General features: G+C 59.6%; 14 protein-coding genes. 6 read left to right on the top strand and 8 right to left on the bottom strand.

From position 1 onward, the window contains the following. Nucleotides 1-188 precede the first annotated feature (188 nt). Entirely contained in the window at nucleotides 189-1,571 is a 1,383-nt protein-coding gene (locus tag AAAX72_RS08410) for an MATE family efflux transporter (protein ID WP_271737595.1), read from the top strand. Between the two features lie 27 nt (nucleotides 1,572-1,598). Here the strand turns inward: AAAX72_RS08410 and AAAX72_RS08405 are convergent, their stop codons facing one another. Both AAAX72_RS08405 and AAAX72_RS08400 read right to left on the bottom strand, forming a co-directional pair. Further along, complete coding sequence (locus tag AAAX72_RS08405; RefSeq protein WP_349129974.1) at nucleotides 1,599-1,931, bottom strand: LysR family transcriptional regulator substrate-binding protein; 333 nt, start codon at nucleotides 1,929-1,931, stop codon at nucleotides 1,599-1,601. Then, nucleotides 1,885-2,466 (bottom strand): LysR family transcriptional regulator, encoded by a 582-nt coding sequence (locus AAAX72_RS08400; protein ID WP_349129973.1) that lies wholly within the window; start codon nucleotides 2,464-2,466, stop codon nucleotides 1,885-1,887. Before AAAX72_RS08400 ends, AAAX72_RS08405 begins: the two co-directional genes overlap by 47 nt. 158 nt (nucleotides 2,467-2,624) lie before the next feature. On the opposite strand from AAAX72_RS08400, the gene AAAX72_RS08395 reads away from it, so the two are divergent. Beyond that, nucleotides 2,625-3,527 carry a DMT family transporter gene (locus AAAX72_RS08395; RefSeq protein WP_238057519.1) on the top strand — a complete coding sequence of 301 codons (903 nt, stop codon included), beginning with the start codon at nucleotides 2,625-2,627 and terminating at the stop codon, nucleotides 3,525-3,527. Nucleotides 3,528-3,615: 88 nt separating this feature from the next. Next, entirely contained in the window at nucleotides 3,616-4,341 is a 726-nt protein-coding gene (locus tag AAAX72_RS08390) for a uracil-DNA glycosylase (RefSeq protein WP_349129972.1), read from the top strand. A 50-nt stretch (nucleotides 4,342-4,391) separates the two neighbouring features. Here the strand turns inward: AAAX72_RS08390 and AAAX72_RS08385 are convergent, their stop codons facing one another. The 3 genes from AAAX72_RS08385 to AAAX72_RS08375 all read right to left on the bottom strand — a co-directional run bounded on the left by AAAX72_RS08385 (nucleotide 4,392) and on the right by AAAX72_RS08375 (nucleotide 7,574). Next, complete coding sequence (locus AAAX72_RS08385; RefSeq protein WP_349129971.1) at nucleotides 4,392-5,072, bottom strand: SDR family oxidoreductase; 681 nt, start codon at nucleotides 5,070-5,072, stop codon at nucleotides 4,392-4,394. A gap of 9 nt (nucleotides 5,073-5,081) precedes the next feature. Beyond that, nucleotides 5,082-5,804, bottom strand: a complete 723-nt coding sequence (locus AAAX72_RS08380) for a VUT family protein (protein WP_022093974.1) — start codon at nucleotides 5,802-5,804, stop codon at nucleotides 5,082-5,084. Nucleotides 5,805-5,960: 156 nt separating this feature from the next. Continuing rightward, the gene (locus AAAX72_RS08375) at nucleotides 5,961-7,574 is read right to left on the bottom strand and encodes a peptide chain release factor 3 (protein ID WP_349129970.1); all 1,614 of its coding nucleotides are present in this window, start codon (nucleotides 7,572-7,574) and stop codon (nucleotides 5,961-5,963) included. A 215-nt stretch (nucleotides 7,575-7,789) separates the two neighbouring features. Here AAAX72_RS08375 and AAAX72_RS08370 point away from each other — a divergent pair, with 215 nt between their 5' ends. The 3 genes from AAAX72_RS08370 to AAAX72_RS08360 are packed head-to-tail and all read left to right on the top strand — an operon-like array spanning nucleotide 7,790 to nucleotide 9,770. Beyond that, nucleotides 7,790-8,170, top strand: coding sequence for a GntR family transcriptional regulator (locus AAAX72_RS08370; RefSeq protein WP_346979448.1), 381 nt, complete (start codon nucleotides 7,790-7,792; stop codon nucleotides 8,168-8,170). Between the two features lie 23 nt (nucleotides 8,171-8,193). Then, nucleotides 8,194-9,075: an ABC transporter ATP-binding protein gene (locus AAAX72_RS08365; RefSeq protein ID WP_349129968.1), complete on the top strand. Its 882-nt coding sequence runs from the start codon at nucleotides 8,194-8,196 to the stop codon at nucleotides 9,073-9,075. Then, entirely contained in the window at nucleotides 9,072-9,770 is a 699-nt protein-coding gene (locus AAAX72_RS08360) for an ABC-2 transporter permease (protein ID WP_349129966.1), read from the top strand. The genes AAAX72_RS08365 and AAAX72_RS08360 overlap by 4 nt, the downstream gene beginning before the upstream one ends. A 90-nt stretch (nucleotides 9,771-9,860) precedes the next feature. On the opposite strand, the gene AAAX72_RS08355 is transcribed toward AAAX72_RS08360, so the two are convergent. The 3 genes from AAAX72_RS08355 to AAAX72_RS08345 form a co-directional block, all read right to left on the bottom strand. Beyond that, nucleotides 9,861-11,165, bottom strand: coding sequence for a chloride channel protein (locus AAAX72_RS08355; protein ID WP_349129965.1), 1,305 nt, complete (start codon nucleotides 11,163-11,165; stop codon nucleotides 9,861-9,863). Between the two features lie 125 nt (nucleotides 11,166-11,290). Beyond that, entirely contained in the window at nucleotides 11,291-11,824 is a 534-nt protein-coding gene (locus tag AAAX72_RS08350; RefSeq protein WP_349129964.1) for a TIGR00730 family Rossman fold protein, read from the bottom strand. Nucleotides 11,825-11,860: 36 nt separating this feature from the next. Further along, a complete protein-coding gene (locus AAAX72_RS08345) occupies nucleotides 11,861-12,286 on the bottom strand; it encodes a potassium channel family protein (RefSeq protein ID WP_349129963.1) in 426 nt (141 codons plus the stop codon). Nucleotides 12,287-12,460: the final 174 nt, after the last annotated feature.

Genomic DNA, 12,460 nt, shown 5'->3' with positions numbered 1-12,460 from the left:
GGCGGGCGCTCAAGGCCGTCGCGAGGAAGCGGCTCAGGGCGATATACGCCGTGATGCGCGACCGGGTGCCCTACCGGGAGTAGCCCCGACGGTTGACAAAACTATAGGAACACCCAATGACTAGTCGATTAGGAGTATCATCGTCTGCGCAAATGAGCGCAAAATAGCATGTTAGAGATTGAGAGCGTATGGCTGATACCGCATCTAAGCACATTGACATGACCACCGGCTCGCTGTGGCGCAATATTCCCCTGTTCGCCTTCCCCGTGGCCGCCACGAGCATCTTGGAGCAGCTGTCGAACCTCATCGCCACGGTCATTATCGGTAACTTCTCGGGCGACCAGGGAACCCTCGCCATGGCGGCGGTCGGCTCCAATGTTCCGCTTACCAGTCTTATGCTCAACCTGTTTATTGGCATGTCGCTTGGCTCCAACGTGGTCATCGCCAACGCTATCGGCCGCAACGATCAGAACATGGTCAAACGCGCCGTCCATACCTCGATTTTAATGGCGCTCGTGGGCTTTGTCGTCATCGCGCTGGGTGAGATCTTTGCCGAGCCCATGCTCGCCGCGCTCAACGTTCCCGCCGAAACCATGCCGCTCGCTTCGCTCTACCTACGCGTCTTTTTGCTCAGCCTGCCCTCGATCTTGCTTTACAACTTTGAGGCCGCGATCTTCCGCTCCGTCGGCATCACCCGCATGCCGCTGCAGGCGCTTGCCGTGTCCACCATCCTCAACATTGGCCTGGACCTCATCTTTGTCCCCGTACTCCACTGGGGCGTCGCGGGCGTCGCCATCGCCACCGCCATCGCCTACACCGTCAGTGCCGCTACGCTCTTTATCCGCCTGCTCAAGACCGACTCCGTCGTCCGCGTCACCCTACGCGACCTGGCTATCGACCCCGTCGCCCTCAAGCGCATCGTCAAGATCGGCCTGCCCGCCGGCATCCAAAGCGCCGTCTTTGCCGTCGCCAACATCATCATCCAGTCTGCCATCAACAGCCTTGGCACCGAAGTCATGGCGGCCTCGAGCGCCGCCATGAGCCTGGAGTACGTGTGCTACAACCTGCTCAACAGCTTTAGCCAGGCTTGCACCACCTTTGTGGGACAAAACCACGGTGCCCGCCAGATCGACCGTTGCACCAAGACGCTCAAGGTCTGCCTAGTCGAAGGCGGTATCGTCGCGCTCACCACAATTATCGTTATTGTTGGCCTGGGGCGCGAGATCTTGTCGCTGTTCAACAGCGATCCCAACATCGTCTCGATCGGCTATATCCGCGTATGTTCGATCTTCCCGGCGTACGCCTTTAGCATGTTCTACGAAAACATGTCAGGCTACCTGCGCGGCTTTGGCATCTCGCTCACACCCGCCCTCATCACCATGATCTGCGTCTGCGGTATCCGCTTCTATTGGGTGTTCTGCGTGTTCCCGCACTTCCGCACCTTTGCGAACATCATGATGGTCTACCCCATCAGCCTGGGCACCACGGCGTTCTTTATGGTCGTGGCGGTACTACTTTGCCACCCGGCACGCACCTATCGCGCCACCCAAGCCAAAGCGACAGCCCGCTAAACACCGCACTCAACGCCACGTCAGTCATTAGTTGACAATATGCGAGCTCATATAGTCGATAAAGCGCCTCGTGGCGATAGGCATGGTGTCCCAGCTGCGCCAGGCCGCCACCACGTCGCGCGAGGGGGCATGCACGATGGGCCGCACACGAATATCGGCTCGCATGCCCTCCACAGTACGACGGTAGAGCATGCTCACGCCTAGGCCCTCCTCCACCATCGCCATGATGGTGTAGTCGTCGGTGACCTCGCTCGTCACGTGCGGCGACAGGCCATGCGCCGCGAATGCATCGAGCACCAGGCTCTGTTCGCCCTCATCCAGAAGCACAAACGGCTCGGAAGCCAGGTCGGCGAGTGTCACCTTTTTCCTTTGCCGCCAGCGGATGCGCGACAGGCAACAGTGCCACCAACTCGTCGTGATAGACCACGCGCTTCTCGAGGCCAGCGGTAAACCCGCGTGCCGTAAAGCAAAAATCGACCACGCCATCGTGCACCCATTGGGCGTTGCGCGTGTAGTCGCCCTGCTTAAGGGTAAAGCGTACGCCCGGGTGCAGCGCCCCAAAGTCGCGGATCACACGCGGTAACACGGTTCGACTCACGTTGGTAAACGTCGCGATGCGAATATCGGTCGACGAAAGCCCCAGCAACTCCTGGCGCTTGCCCTCGAGCTCAGCCTCGGCGGTCACAATCTGGCGCAGATACGGCAGATATTGTTTACCGTCGCGCGTAAGCGAAACGCCCTGCTTACCGCGCTCGATAAGCGTGGTACCCAGCTCGCGCTCGAGTGCCTTGACGGCCTGGCTCACCGCACTTTGCGTATAGCCCAGCTCGTCCGCCGCGCCCTTAAGACTGCCGCGATCGACCACCATACAAACAATCTGATACCGCGATGCCATCGCACCTCCACATCAATGCAGCCGTAAAACGTTTTGCCAGGGCTTTTTCTGCCAACATTAGTATTTCTTAATCATACTGAAGATACATTCGCTTTACTACATCCACATCTGGGAGCAGAATCCTTTTTGCGAAACCGTTCTGTAACAAAAGGAGTCCCATGGATCGCAAAAAAGCAATCGCGCTCTCATTTTCCGTTCCCGTCGCATGGGGCTTTTCGTATCCCCTCATGAAGATCGGCATGGACAGCATGAACGCCACGAGCATCGTCGCGCTACGCTGCATCATCGCCTTTGTGGTCTGCCTGCTGCTCTTCCACAAGCACGCGTTGCGCATCAACCGCGACCTTATGGTCCGTGCCGCCATCATCGGCGCCATTATGGCAACCGAGCTCACCTGCATGTGCCTGGGCTCCAGCCTCACCTCCGCCTCCACCGCCGGCTTTTTGCAGAGCCTGACGGTCGTGATCGTGCCGTTTGCCAACGCCGCCCTGCTGCGTCGCGCCCCCGAGCGCAAAGTGCTCGTCGGCACCGCCATCGTCACCTGCGGTATGTTGCTGCTCTCGGGCGCAGACTTTACCAGCCTGAATCCCGGCGCGATCATCATGCTGCTCTCGGCCTTTATCTATGCCAGCCACATTATCGTGGCCAAGCGCTTTGTCGAAGAAGTCGATCCGCTTGCTCTGGGCGTTTGGCAGCTGGGCTTCGGCGGCTTGTTCTCGGGCATCGCCGCATGCGTCTTTGGCGGTTTCACACTTCCCAGTACGCCCAGCGAGATCGTGGTCGTCGTCGCGCTCGCACTCATCTGCTCTGCCTACGGCTTTATCACCCAGACGCTCGTGCAGCCCCACGTACCCGCCGAGACCACCGGCTTCGCCTTCTCGCTTGAGCCGGTCTGCTCCGCTGTCTTCTCGTTCTTCCTAGTCGGCGAGGTCCTGAGCCCCATCGCCTTCCTGGGTGCAGCTCTCATCCTCACCGGCGTCATGGCGGCAACCGTCGAGCTTCCGCGCCTCCGCGCACATGGACGCGCTCGTATGGCAGGAGCGCCCGAGCGCGCCTCGTAGACCCCGCTCTTCATGCAGCCGCGGCATAAAGGCAACCGGTGCGCCTTTACAATAGATACCAACAGAGCATCTGCCATAAAGGAGCCCCATGGACACCGCAACCCGCGACCGCAACATAGCAACTTGGTTGGGCAATGCGCCGCAGCCGGTACGTGACACTACGAACCAGCTGCTCGAGCACATCGCCCTTTTGCGTGCCGAGCAGACTATCTACCCGGCACAAGACGACATCCTCAATGCCCTCGCCTACACCCCGGCCGACCAGGTCAAAGTTGTCATCTTGGGTCAAGACCCCTATCACGGACCCAACCAGGCCATGGGACTGTCGTTCTCGGTCCCCGCGACGCAAACCAAGTTGCCGCCGAGCCTGCGCAACATCTACAAGGAACTCAATGCCGATCTGGGTTGTCTCATTCCCGCCACAGGAGATTTAACGCCATGGGCACAACAGGGCGTCCTGCTTCTCAACACTACGCTCACCGTGCGCGAGCATGCCGCGAACTCGCACGCCAAGCTGGGCTGGAGCACGCTCACCGACTACGTTATTGAACGCTGCTGCCAGCTGCCCCAACCGGTTGTCTTTTTGGCATGGGGCCGCTTTGCCCATCAGATGGTCGAGGGCAAGCTCGTCGCAACTGACGCGGGCAAGGCAACCGACAAGTTCTGTCTGGCCTCCACGCACCCCTCGCCGCTTTCGGCCAATCGTGCCACGGCAGAACTCCCCGCCTTTATGGGGTCGCGTCCCTTCTCGGCAGCCAATCGGCTACTCGAACAGCACGGCTCGACCCCCGTCAACTGGACTTGCCTCGGCTAAAAATCGATACATCAAAAACGCGCCCGACGGCTTTCCATCGGGCGCGTTTCCTATTCGGGCCAAATAAATTGCGTGCGGCCGGCCTCGCCGCCATCGATCAACAGGCTCTGCCCGGTCATAAACCGGTTGGTCACGCCCACAAAGTAGATCCACTCGGCAATCTCTTGGGCGGTGGCCCAGCGCTTAAGCGGCGTGAGCTCCATAATCTGGTTCCACAGGTGTTCGTCTTCCATCACGCAACGGTTGAGCGGCGTGATAACGCCGCCCGGGTCCACACTGTTGGCGATAGCCTGCGGCGCCAGACGGTTTGCAAGGTTCTTGGTGTAGGCGATAACGCCGCCCTTGCTGGCGGCATAGTCGGGAAACTCCGATCCCGTATGCCCGCTCGCCGACCCCACATTGACCACGGATTTGATAGCCGGCGCCGGCTTGGCGGCAAGCCCCTCCCCCGCAAAGGCGTAGCGCTCGGTCACGTTGATGGTGCCACACAGGTTGGCGGCGATATCGTCGGCGGAATCCTGTGTACCGGCAACGTTCACGATCACTTGGGGTTCAAGGTCGCCTGGAAACGAGCCCGGCTCGCGGACATCAACAATCAGATGGCGGTAGCGCTCGTGTTCGATCGCCGCCGGCAGCAGATCAAAACCCACGACCTCGTGGCCCTCGTCCAAAAAGCGCTGCACGCATGCGGCTCCGATACCGCCCGAAGCACCCGTGATCAAAACCCGCATACTTGCTCCTTAGGCGGTTGCGTGGCGCTCGAGGTACTCGGAGCCCACATTCTCGCGCTCCCAGCCGCGCACGACCTTGTAGCCCACGGGACTTAGGAAGACCTCGCACAGCAGCTCGGCAACAGCGCCCGTCAGCGAGCACATGAGGACTTGCACCCAGGTCCAGCCGAAGAACGTGTGGCTCACCACAATGGCAAAGACCAGATTGTCGATAAACTGGCCAACACCCGTGGACACATAGGAGCGGAAGGCAAAGCTCGCAAAGTTATTCTTTTTGAGCATGCGGCCGAGCGACTGGTTGAGCGTGGAGTTAACCACGGCAGAAACGAGCATTGCCAGCGAAGAGCCCAGCACCACGTACCAGGTGCCGCCGATGGTGGCGTTAAGAGCGGTGTTGACCTCGATCATGCCCGTGTCGTAGTAAGCGCCCCACATGCCGGGCGTGAGCGAGCATGCCCAAAAGCACAGGCTCACGGCAAGGTTGACCAGCAGCGCGAGGATAGAGATTTTAATGGATGCCTTGGCACCAAAGCGCTTGCAGATCATGTCCTGGCACAAAAACGAAACCCAGCTCACCACAAAGCCGCAATCGAGTGCCAGATACGGCAGGCTGATGAGCTCTTTGTTGGCCAGCAGGTTCATCATGATGACGCTCACGAAAAACAGCGAAACCGTTGCCGCGGGAATGCTCCGCAACAGGACCTTGTAGTCCTCCATGACCTTCTTGATCATTATGTACTCCTTTGGTTTTAGGTTTAACGAGCAGGATATCGGACCCGAACTGCTCGGACGCCCCGGTCTTGAGACGACGGTGGGTATAATAGCCGCTCACACGGCATAAGGCAAGCAAACGGCGCGGCAGCCCCGCAGGACCACCGCGCCGATACGTTAAAAGGCTACGTTGCCAAACTCCGACAGGATCAGGTCGGGGTTGTGGTCGGTTGCCCAATCCACGTTCCACGGGCTCGTAAACAGCAGCAGCTTACCGCCGCGCATGTCCTCGACGCGCAGCGTGTCGCGCGTGAGCGAAAGGCCCGGGATATCAATAGTGTCGGGGTCGTTCTGGATCCAGCGGATGTCCGTATAGGGCAGCGGCTGGCGGCGAACCTCAACACGGTACTCGGCCTTGAGACGGCGCTCGAGCACCTCAAACTGCAGCACGCCGACCACGCCCACAATGACGCTTTCCATGCCGGCACCCAGCTCGCGGAAGATCTGGATAGCACCCTCCTGGGCAAGCTCCTCCATACCCTTGACGAACTGCTTGCGCTTGAGCGTATCGACCTGCGTAATGCGAGCGAACATCTCGGGGGCAAACGTCGGGATCTGCGGATACTGCACGTGGCGCTTGCCAGAGCACACGGTGTCGCCGATGCTAAAGATACCCGGATCGAACAGGCCCACGATATCGCCCGCGTACGCCTCGTCAACAATCGCGCGGTCATCGGCCATCATCGAGGTGCCCGTGGCCAGCTTGAGTTTACGGTTGCCCTGCATGTGGAAGGCATCCATGCCACGCTCGAACTTGCCCGAGCAAATGCGCACAAAGGCGATGCGATCTCGGTGGTTCTTGTCCATATTGGCCTGGATCTTAAACACAAAGCCGCTAAAGTCGTCGCGGCAGGGATCGACCGGCTCGCCGGTGAGCGTATCGGTATAGGCGCGCGGCGTCGGGGCCAGACGCAGGAACTCCTTGAGGAAGGGCTCCACGCCAAAGTTGGTGAGCGCCGAGCCAAAGAACGCCGGGCTCAGCTTGCCGCAGGCCACGGCATCCAAGTCGAGCTCGTCGCCGGCGCCATCGAGCAGCTCGATGTCGTCCATCAGGTTCTTATGGTTCTCTTCGCCAATAAGCTCGTCCATGGAGGGGTCGCCCAGCTCAGCCTCGACCTCGGCGACCTTCTTGGTGGCGTTGGCGTGACCGTCGCCCTCAAAGGCGATAACGCGACGGGTCTGACGATCGAACACACCGCGGAAATTGCGGCCGCTGCCGATCGGCCAGTTCATGGGATAGGTGTTGATGCCCAGAACATTCTCGATCTCTTCCATGAGCTCAAACGGATCGCGAGCCTCGTGGTCGAGCTTGTTCACAAAGGTGAAGATGGGAATGTGACGCAGCGTGCAGACCTTAAAGAGCTTCTTGGTCTGGGCCTCGACGCCCTTAGCGCCGTCGATGACCATGACAGCGGCGTCGGCGGCCATAAGGGTACGGTAGGTATCCTCCGAGAAGTCCTGGTGGCCGGGGGTATCAAGGATGTTGACGCAGGCGCCGTTGTAGGTGAACTGCAGCACCGAGGAGGTAACGGAAATACCGCGCTCCTTCTCGATGTCCATCCAGTCCGAGACGGCATGCTTGGCCGAGCTCTTACCCTTGACGGAGCCGGCGGTCTGGATACTGCCGGTATAGAGCAGTAGCTTCTCGGTAAGCGTGGTCTTACCGGCGTCCGGGTGGCTGATGATCGCGAATGTGCGGCGCGACGAGATTTCATCCGACAGGCTTGCCATGCGGATCCTTTCTTGCATTGAGTGCATTACGTCGTTGTAACCGTATTATTGTAGCCGCGAAATCCCGCTCTAGGGCGCCTATCAGGACAAATTCATCAGTTGGGGCCAGGGTAGCCGGCCCAATCAGTATTTGCCTCTTGCATAACTGTATATAGTGTATATATACTGTGCTTACCGGTTATATACACGTGTAACCCAACAGCTAAGGAGCCGCTGTGGACATCATCCTATCCAATTCGAGCGACAAGCCCATCTACGAGCAGATAACCTCGCAGGTCAAAGCCCAGATCCTTTCGGGCACGCTCGCTGCGGGAGCCAAACTCCCCAGCATCCGTGCACTCGCGAGCGATCTTGGCGTGAGCGTCATCACCACCAAGCGCGCCTACGCCGACCTGGAGCAGCTCGGGTTTATCTGCACCGTACAGGGCAAGGGCTGTTTTGTCACCGAGAGCAACCAAGAACTCTTGCGCGAAAACCAGCTCTGCCATATCGAAGAGCTGCTTGCAAAAGCGGCAAGTCAAGCCGAAGCCTTGGGCGTCACGCGCGACAAGCTGCACGAGATGCTCGACCTCGTAGCCCCCGAAACCATGCAGTAGCCATCTGCAAGAAAGGCTATACCATGCAAACCCTTTTAGAACTCAAAGGCATTTCACGCCGTGTAAGCGACCGCTTTTCGCTGCGCAACGTCACGCTTGCCGTGGAGCCTGGCCAGATCGTCGGCTTTGTGGGTGCCAACGGTGCCGGCAAAACAACGACGATTCGAGCCGCGCTCGGGCTTATCAAACTCGATGCCGGCGAGGTGCACCTGTTTGGGCAGCGCTGTGGCATCGACGCGCCCGATGAGACGCAGCGTTGTCTGCGCACTCGCGTCGGCCTCGTGCTAGACACGTGCCCCTTCCCTTCCACACTTAAGGTGACCGAAGTCGAGGCACTCGTAAGTCCAGCGTACCCCACCTGGAGCCATGGCACCTTCGCCGACCTCATCAACCGATTTGGCCTCGATCCCAAGGCAAAGGTCAAGGACCTCTCCCGCGGCATGGGCATGAAGCTGCAGCTTGCCTGCGCGCTCAGCCACGAGGCCAAGCTGCTCGTTTTGGACGAGGCCACCGCGGGCCTCGATCCCATGGCACGCGAGGAACTGCTTGATGAGCTGCTTGCCTTTGTTTCCGACGGTCAGCGCAGCGTGCTGCTCTCGAGCCACATTACGTCCGACCTCGATCGCGCCGCCGACCGCGTCATCTGCATCGATAACGGCTCGATTGTGTTTGACCTGCCGCGCGAGGACATTACCGACCGCGCCGGCATCGCCCACTGCACCCAAGCGCAGGCCGCCGAGCTTATGGCTTGCGTCGAAAGCGCCCGTGCCGTCCACCACGCCTATAGCGTGGACGTGCTCGTGCCCAACCGTCGCGAAACGCTCGAGGCCTTCCCCGAGATTCCCTGCGATCGGGCAACCATTGACGACTATCTACGCCTCACGCTGAAAGGAGCTTCGAAATGAAACGTGCCTTTATGTCCGAGACCGCCATCATGCGCTCGTTTCTCCCGAGCATCGCGGGCGTCGGCCTGTTCATATTCGTCGTATTGACCCTTGTCAACGCGACAGACGGCGATTCCGGCATGAGCGCCGGCGCCTGTGCGGTCAGCGCAATGTCGCCCATCATAATCATGAACTCGCTAGCTGGCTACGATAACCAAAACGGCTGGGAGCGTTATCGAGCAACGTTGCCCTTCTCGCGCAAAGACATTATTTGCGCACGCTACCTGTGCATCGTTGTCTTCTCGGTCGTCATGGCATGCGCGGCTACGCTTCTGAACATCCTCGCCCTTCCGCTCTTCGATCCCATGGGCATCCCTTCGACATGCCAGACGATCTTTGAAATCGCAACCGCCTCGGCAGCATCGATGCTCATCTCCCTCATGATGGTGTTCTTGGCACAGCCGCTGTTCTTCCGATTTGGACACATGGAGGCACTGCGCCTATCCGTTGGCCTGTTTGCCCTACTCGGATGCCTTACCATGGCAGCGCTGAGCTCCTCCAACCCCATCAGCAACTGGCTTATGTCGATTGCCGGGGCGAATCCCGATCCTGCCGTCCTTGGCTGTCTGTGTGCAGGAATTGCCGTACTGGCGCTCGCACTATGCGCAATCAGCTGCACCGTCAGCACCAAGGTTTATCGAGTACGCGATCTGTAGCCACGCGAGCCTCAATCCACGAAGGACGCGATCGCCGCCCCTCCCCGTAAATCCGTGACAAATGGCATATCCCCAGCGTGAGCCACCGTACTACTTGCGCAGCGGCTTGGGCAGCGGAATGCCGGCGGCGATGGCGGCGGCGATGATCATACAGACGATGCCTTTGAGCGGGAAGCACATGAGCAGCAGGCCCACGACCATGATGGGCTGGCGCATGACGGCGCCCATCGTCGATGCCGTGCAGACAGCGACGCAAAAGACCGGATCGGCGCCGGTGAGGATGGCAAGGCCATAGCCCAGGCTCACACCCGAGAAGATAACCGGGAAGAAGTGGCCGCCACGCCAACCAAGGTTGATGAGGGCGGGCGTCAGCATGGCCTTAACAAGACCGGTCACAATAAGCACGCCGGCGGGAATGGTCAGATAGGTTTCCATGAGCACGTCGGCCTGCGTCTCGCCGGCAAACATGGTGAAGGGCAGAGCCGTACCGCAGGCGGCAAGTACCAGACCGGCCAGCATGGCCTTAGCGATGGGGTGCTCCCCTATTGCGTGGGCAAGCACTTCGCTCGCGTGCTCAGAGACAAAGTACAGCCAGCCGCAGATTGTTCCGATCAGCGACAGAGGAATGAGCCAGGTAAGCTCCAGGTTGCCCACCTCGGCGGACTCGAACTTCGGCATACCCATGCCGCCGCCCACAAGCTGGCCAAGCAGCAGGTAGGTGCCCAGACCGCCGGCAATCGCAATGCCGTAGACCACGGTCTTTTGCGCCTTGGGCAGCTTGATGGTGACCTCGTCGGACACGGACTCATCGTCGGCGTCTTCGCCCTGGCCGTCGGCGCTACCAGCGAGCGGTGCCACAAAACCAAAGACGGGCGCGGTAAAGAGCGCCGTCAGGGCAGCCTGGGTGCCCAGCAGCGTAAGCTCCCTAAACTCGGCGCCAAAGCGACGCATGCGGTCGCCGACCCAGCTGCACAGACCAGCGATAACGCCGGTCAGGCCGGCCTCCGGTCCAATGCTTCCGCCAAACAGCAGCGGCAGCAATGCCGCGAGCGAAAGCTTGCCCAGGTTGTCGTACGGGTAGCGCCCATCTTGCTTAACCTTAGCCATCACCTGGTTGAGGTCATCGGTCTTGGTGCCTGTCATCTTTTCGTACAGACCGATTAACAGGCCGCCCAGCAGGCAGACAAAAAACGGGTACGGCAGAAAGCCAAACGGGCCGCTGGCAAGCTCGGGCGAAGCGACGCCCAGCGCGTGCGGAATCTCGGTCCATAGATAGTCGATACCGTGCTCCATCGCAAAAAAGAACAGCCAGACTGCGGCACCCGCGAGTGCACCGGTCACGGCAACGCTGACCAAAAACAGCGCTCGGTTCGTGGGTTTGGCAAGGTTATCCATCGGGTCCTCCCGCGGTCAAAGTCGACATAGATACGTTTTATTGTAGAGCGAGCGTTGCCCGAACGAGCCAACCACCTGCGCCGCAAACGGCACCATTGGGAGCCATAGTGGGGCAGGCTCAAGACTTATCCGTTGATAATCGAGGCAATCTCGCGCAAATCGTCGGCAAAGTAGATGCCGTGCTGGCGCCTCGGGCTCGAAAGCCCCTTATCAATCATGCGCCCGAGCAACGCCTTGAGGTCGTTGTAGTAACCGTCCAGGTTATACAGGATGCACGGAGAGCTCAGGTGCCCCAACGACACCGCGGACATAACCTCGGCAATCTCCTCGAGCGTGCCCGTGCCGCCCGGAAATGCGATGAACGCATCGCCGAGCTCAATCATCTTGGCCTTGCGCTCCGCCATATCGCTCGTCACGATAAGGTCGTTGATACCGTCATGTTGAAACTCGGCCTCGATAAAAAAGCTCGGCTCAACACCCGTCACGTGTCCACCCGCCTCGAGTACGCTATCGGCGAGCGCACCCATCAGCCCCGATTTGGACCCGCCGTATACCAGCGCGTGCCCGTTGGCGCCAATCCAGTTGCCCAGCTCCTGCACCGCGGGCAGAAACGCCGGATCATTGCCGGCACTGGCACCCAAATACACGGTGATATTCATATTTGGTCCCCCTTGTTGTGGCGCACGACGTTCGTCTTAGCGCTGGCGTCGACGATACTCGCGCACGCGACGCGAAAGATCGGCGAGCTCGTCACGATCGAGCTCTTCCAAATGCTCAAGATCGTCCATAAAGCGCGCCATGGTGTCCTTTTGGCGCAGCTTGATAAGCGTATTGCAGTAGTTCACCGCCACGCCCGTGAGCATGGCGATGTAGAAGATGCTGATGACGCTCAGAATGACGGTAATGGCGCGGGCAACCGGTGTCTCGGCAGGAATGTCACCAAAGCCGATGGTCGAGACCGTCTCAAAGCTAAACCAGAGACCGTCGCCAAACGTAAGGGACGTGGGCTCGGACAGCCAGACGGCAGTCGAGCACAGCAGGTAAAAGATTAGAAACAGGCCCGTGATGCGCGCAAAGCCAGCCTGTCGCAGCACATCGGCAAGCGTCCTCAACCTGTTCATCGCGACCCCTTTCCCAGACGCCCAATCTCGTTCGCTCGGTATTGTCCCACGCCTCCCCCGCAAACGAAACTAGTCATTGGGAACTAGTCATTGGGAACATTCTTAAATGACTAGTCAAACAAGAACGTCCCCAATGACTAGTCGTTTAAGAACGTCCCCGATGACTGCCGGGCG

Source organism: Collinsella sp. CLA-ER-H8, from assembly GCF_040092335.1.
Lineage (GTDB): Bacteria > Actinomycetota > Coriobacteriia > Coriobacteriales > Coriobacteriaceae > Collinsella.
This window is presented reverse-complemented; position numbering and strand designations above follow the sequence as displayed.

What these genes read in the sequence shown, in the direction of transcription:
- AAAX72_RS08410 (WP_271737595.1), top strand. Translation starts at nt 189, where the DNA reads ATGGCTGATACCGCATCTAAGCACATTGACATGACCACCGGCTCGCTG.
- AAAX72_RS08400 (WP_349129973.1), bottom strand. Translation starts at nt 2,466, where the DNA reads ATGGCATCGCGGTATCAGATTGTTTGTATGGTGGTCGATCGCGGCAGT.
- AAAX72_RS08395 (WP_238057519.1), top strand. Translation starts at nt 2,625, where the DNA reads ATGGATCGCAAAAAAGCAATCGCGCTCTCATTTTCCGTTCCCGTCGCA.
- AAAX72_RS08390 (WP_349129972.1), top strand. Translation starts at nt 3,616, where the DNA reads ATGGACACCGCAACCCGCGACCGCAACATAGCAACTTGGTTGGGCAAT.
- AAAX72_RS08385 (WP_349129971.1), bottom strand. Translation starts at nt 5,072, where the DNA reads ATGCGGGTTTTGATCACGGGTGCTTCGGGCGGTATCGGAGCCGCATGC.
- AAAX72_RS08380 (WP_022093974.1), bottom strand. Translation starts at nt 5,804, where the DNA reads ATGATCAAGAAGGTCATGGAGGACTACAAGGTCCTGTTGCGGAGCATT.
- AAAX72_RS08375 (WP_349129970.1), bottom strand. Translation starts at nt 7,574, where the DNA reads ATGGCAAGCCTGTCGGATGAAATCTCGTCGCGCCGCACATTCGCGATC.
- AAAX72_RS08365 (WP_349129968.1), top strand. Translation starts at nt 8,194, where the DNA reads ATGCAAACCCTTTTAGAACTCAAAGGCATTTCACGCCGTGTAAGCGAC.
- AAAX72_RS08360 (WP_349129966.1), top strand. Translation starts at nt 9,072, where the DNA reads ATGAAACGTGCCTTTATGTCCGAGACCGCCATCATGCGCTCGTTTCTC.
- AAAX72_RS08355 (WP_349129965.1), bottom strand. Translation starts at nt 11,165, where the DNA reads ATGGATAACCTTGCCAAACCCACGAACCGAGCGCTGTTTTTGGTCAGC.
- AAAX72_RS08350 (WP_349129964.1), bottom strand. Translation starts at nt 11,824, where the DNA reads ATGAATATCACCGTGTATTTGGGTGCCAGTGCCGGCAATGATCCGGCG.
- AAAX72_RS08345 (WP_349129963.1), bottom strand. Translation starts at nt 12,286, where the DNA reads ATGAACAGGTTGAGGACGCTTGCCGATGTGCTGCGACAGGCTGGCTTT.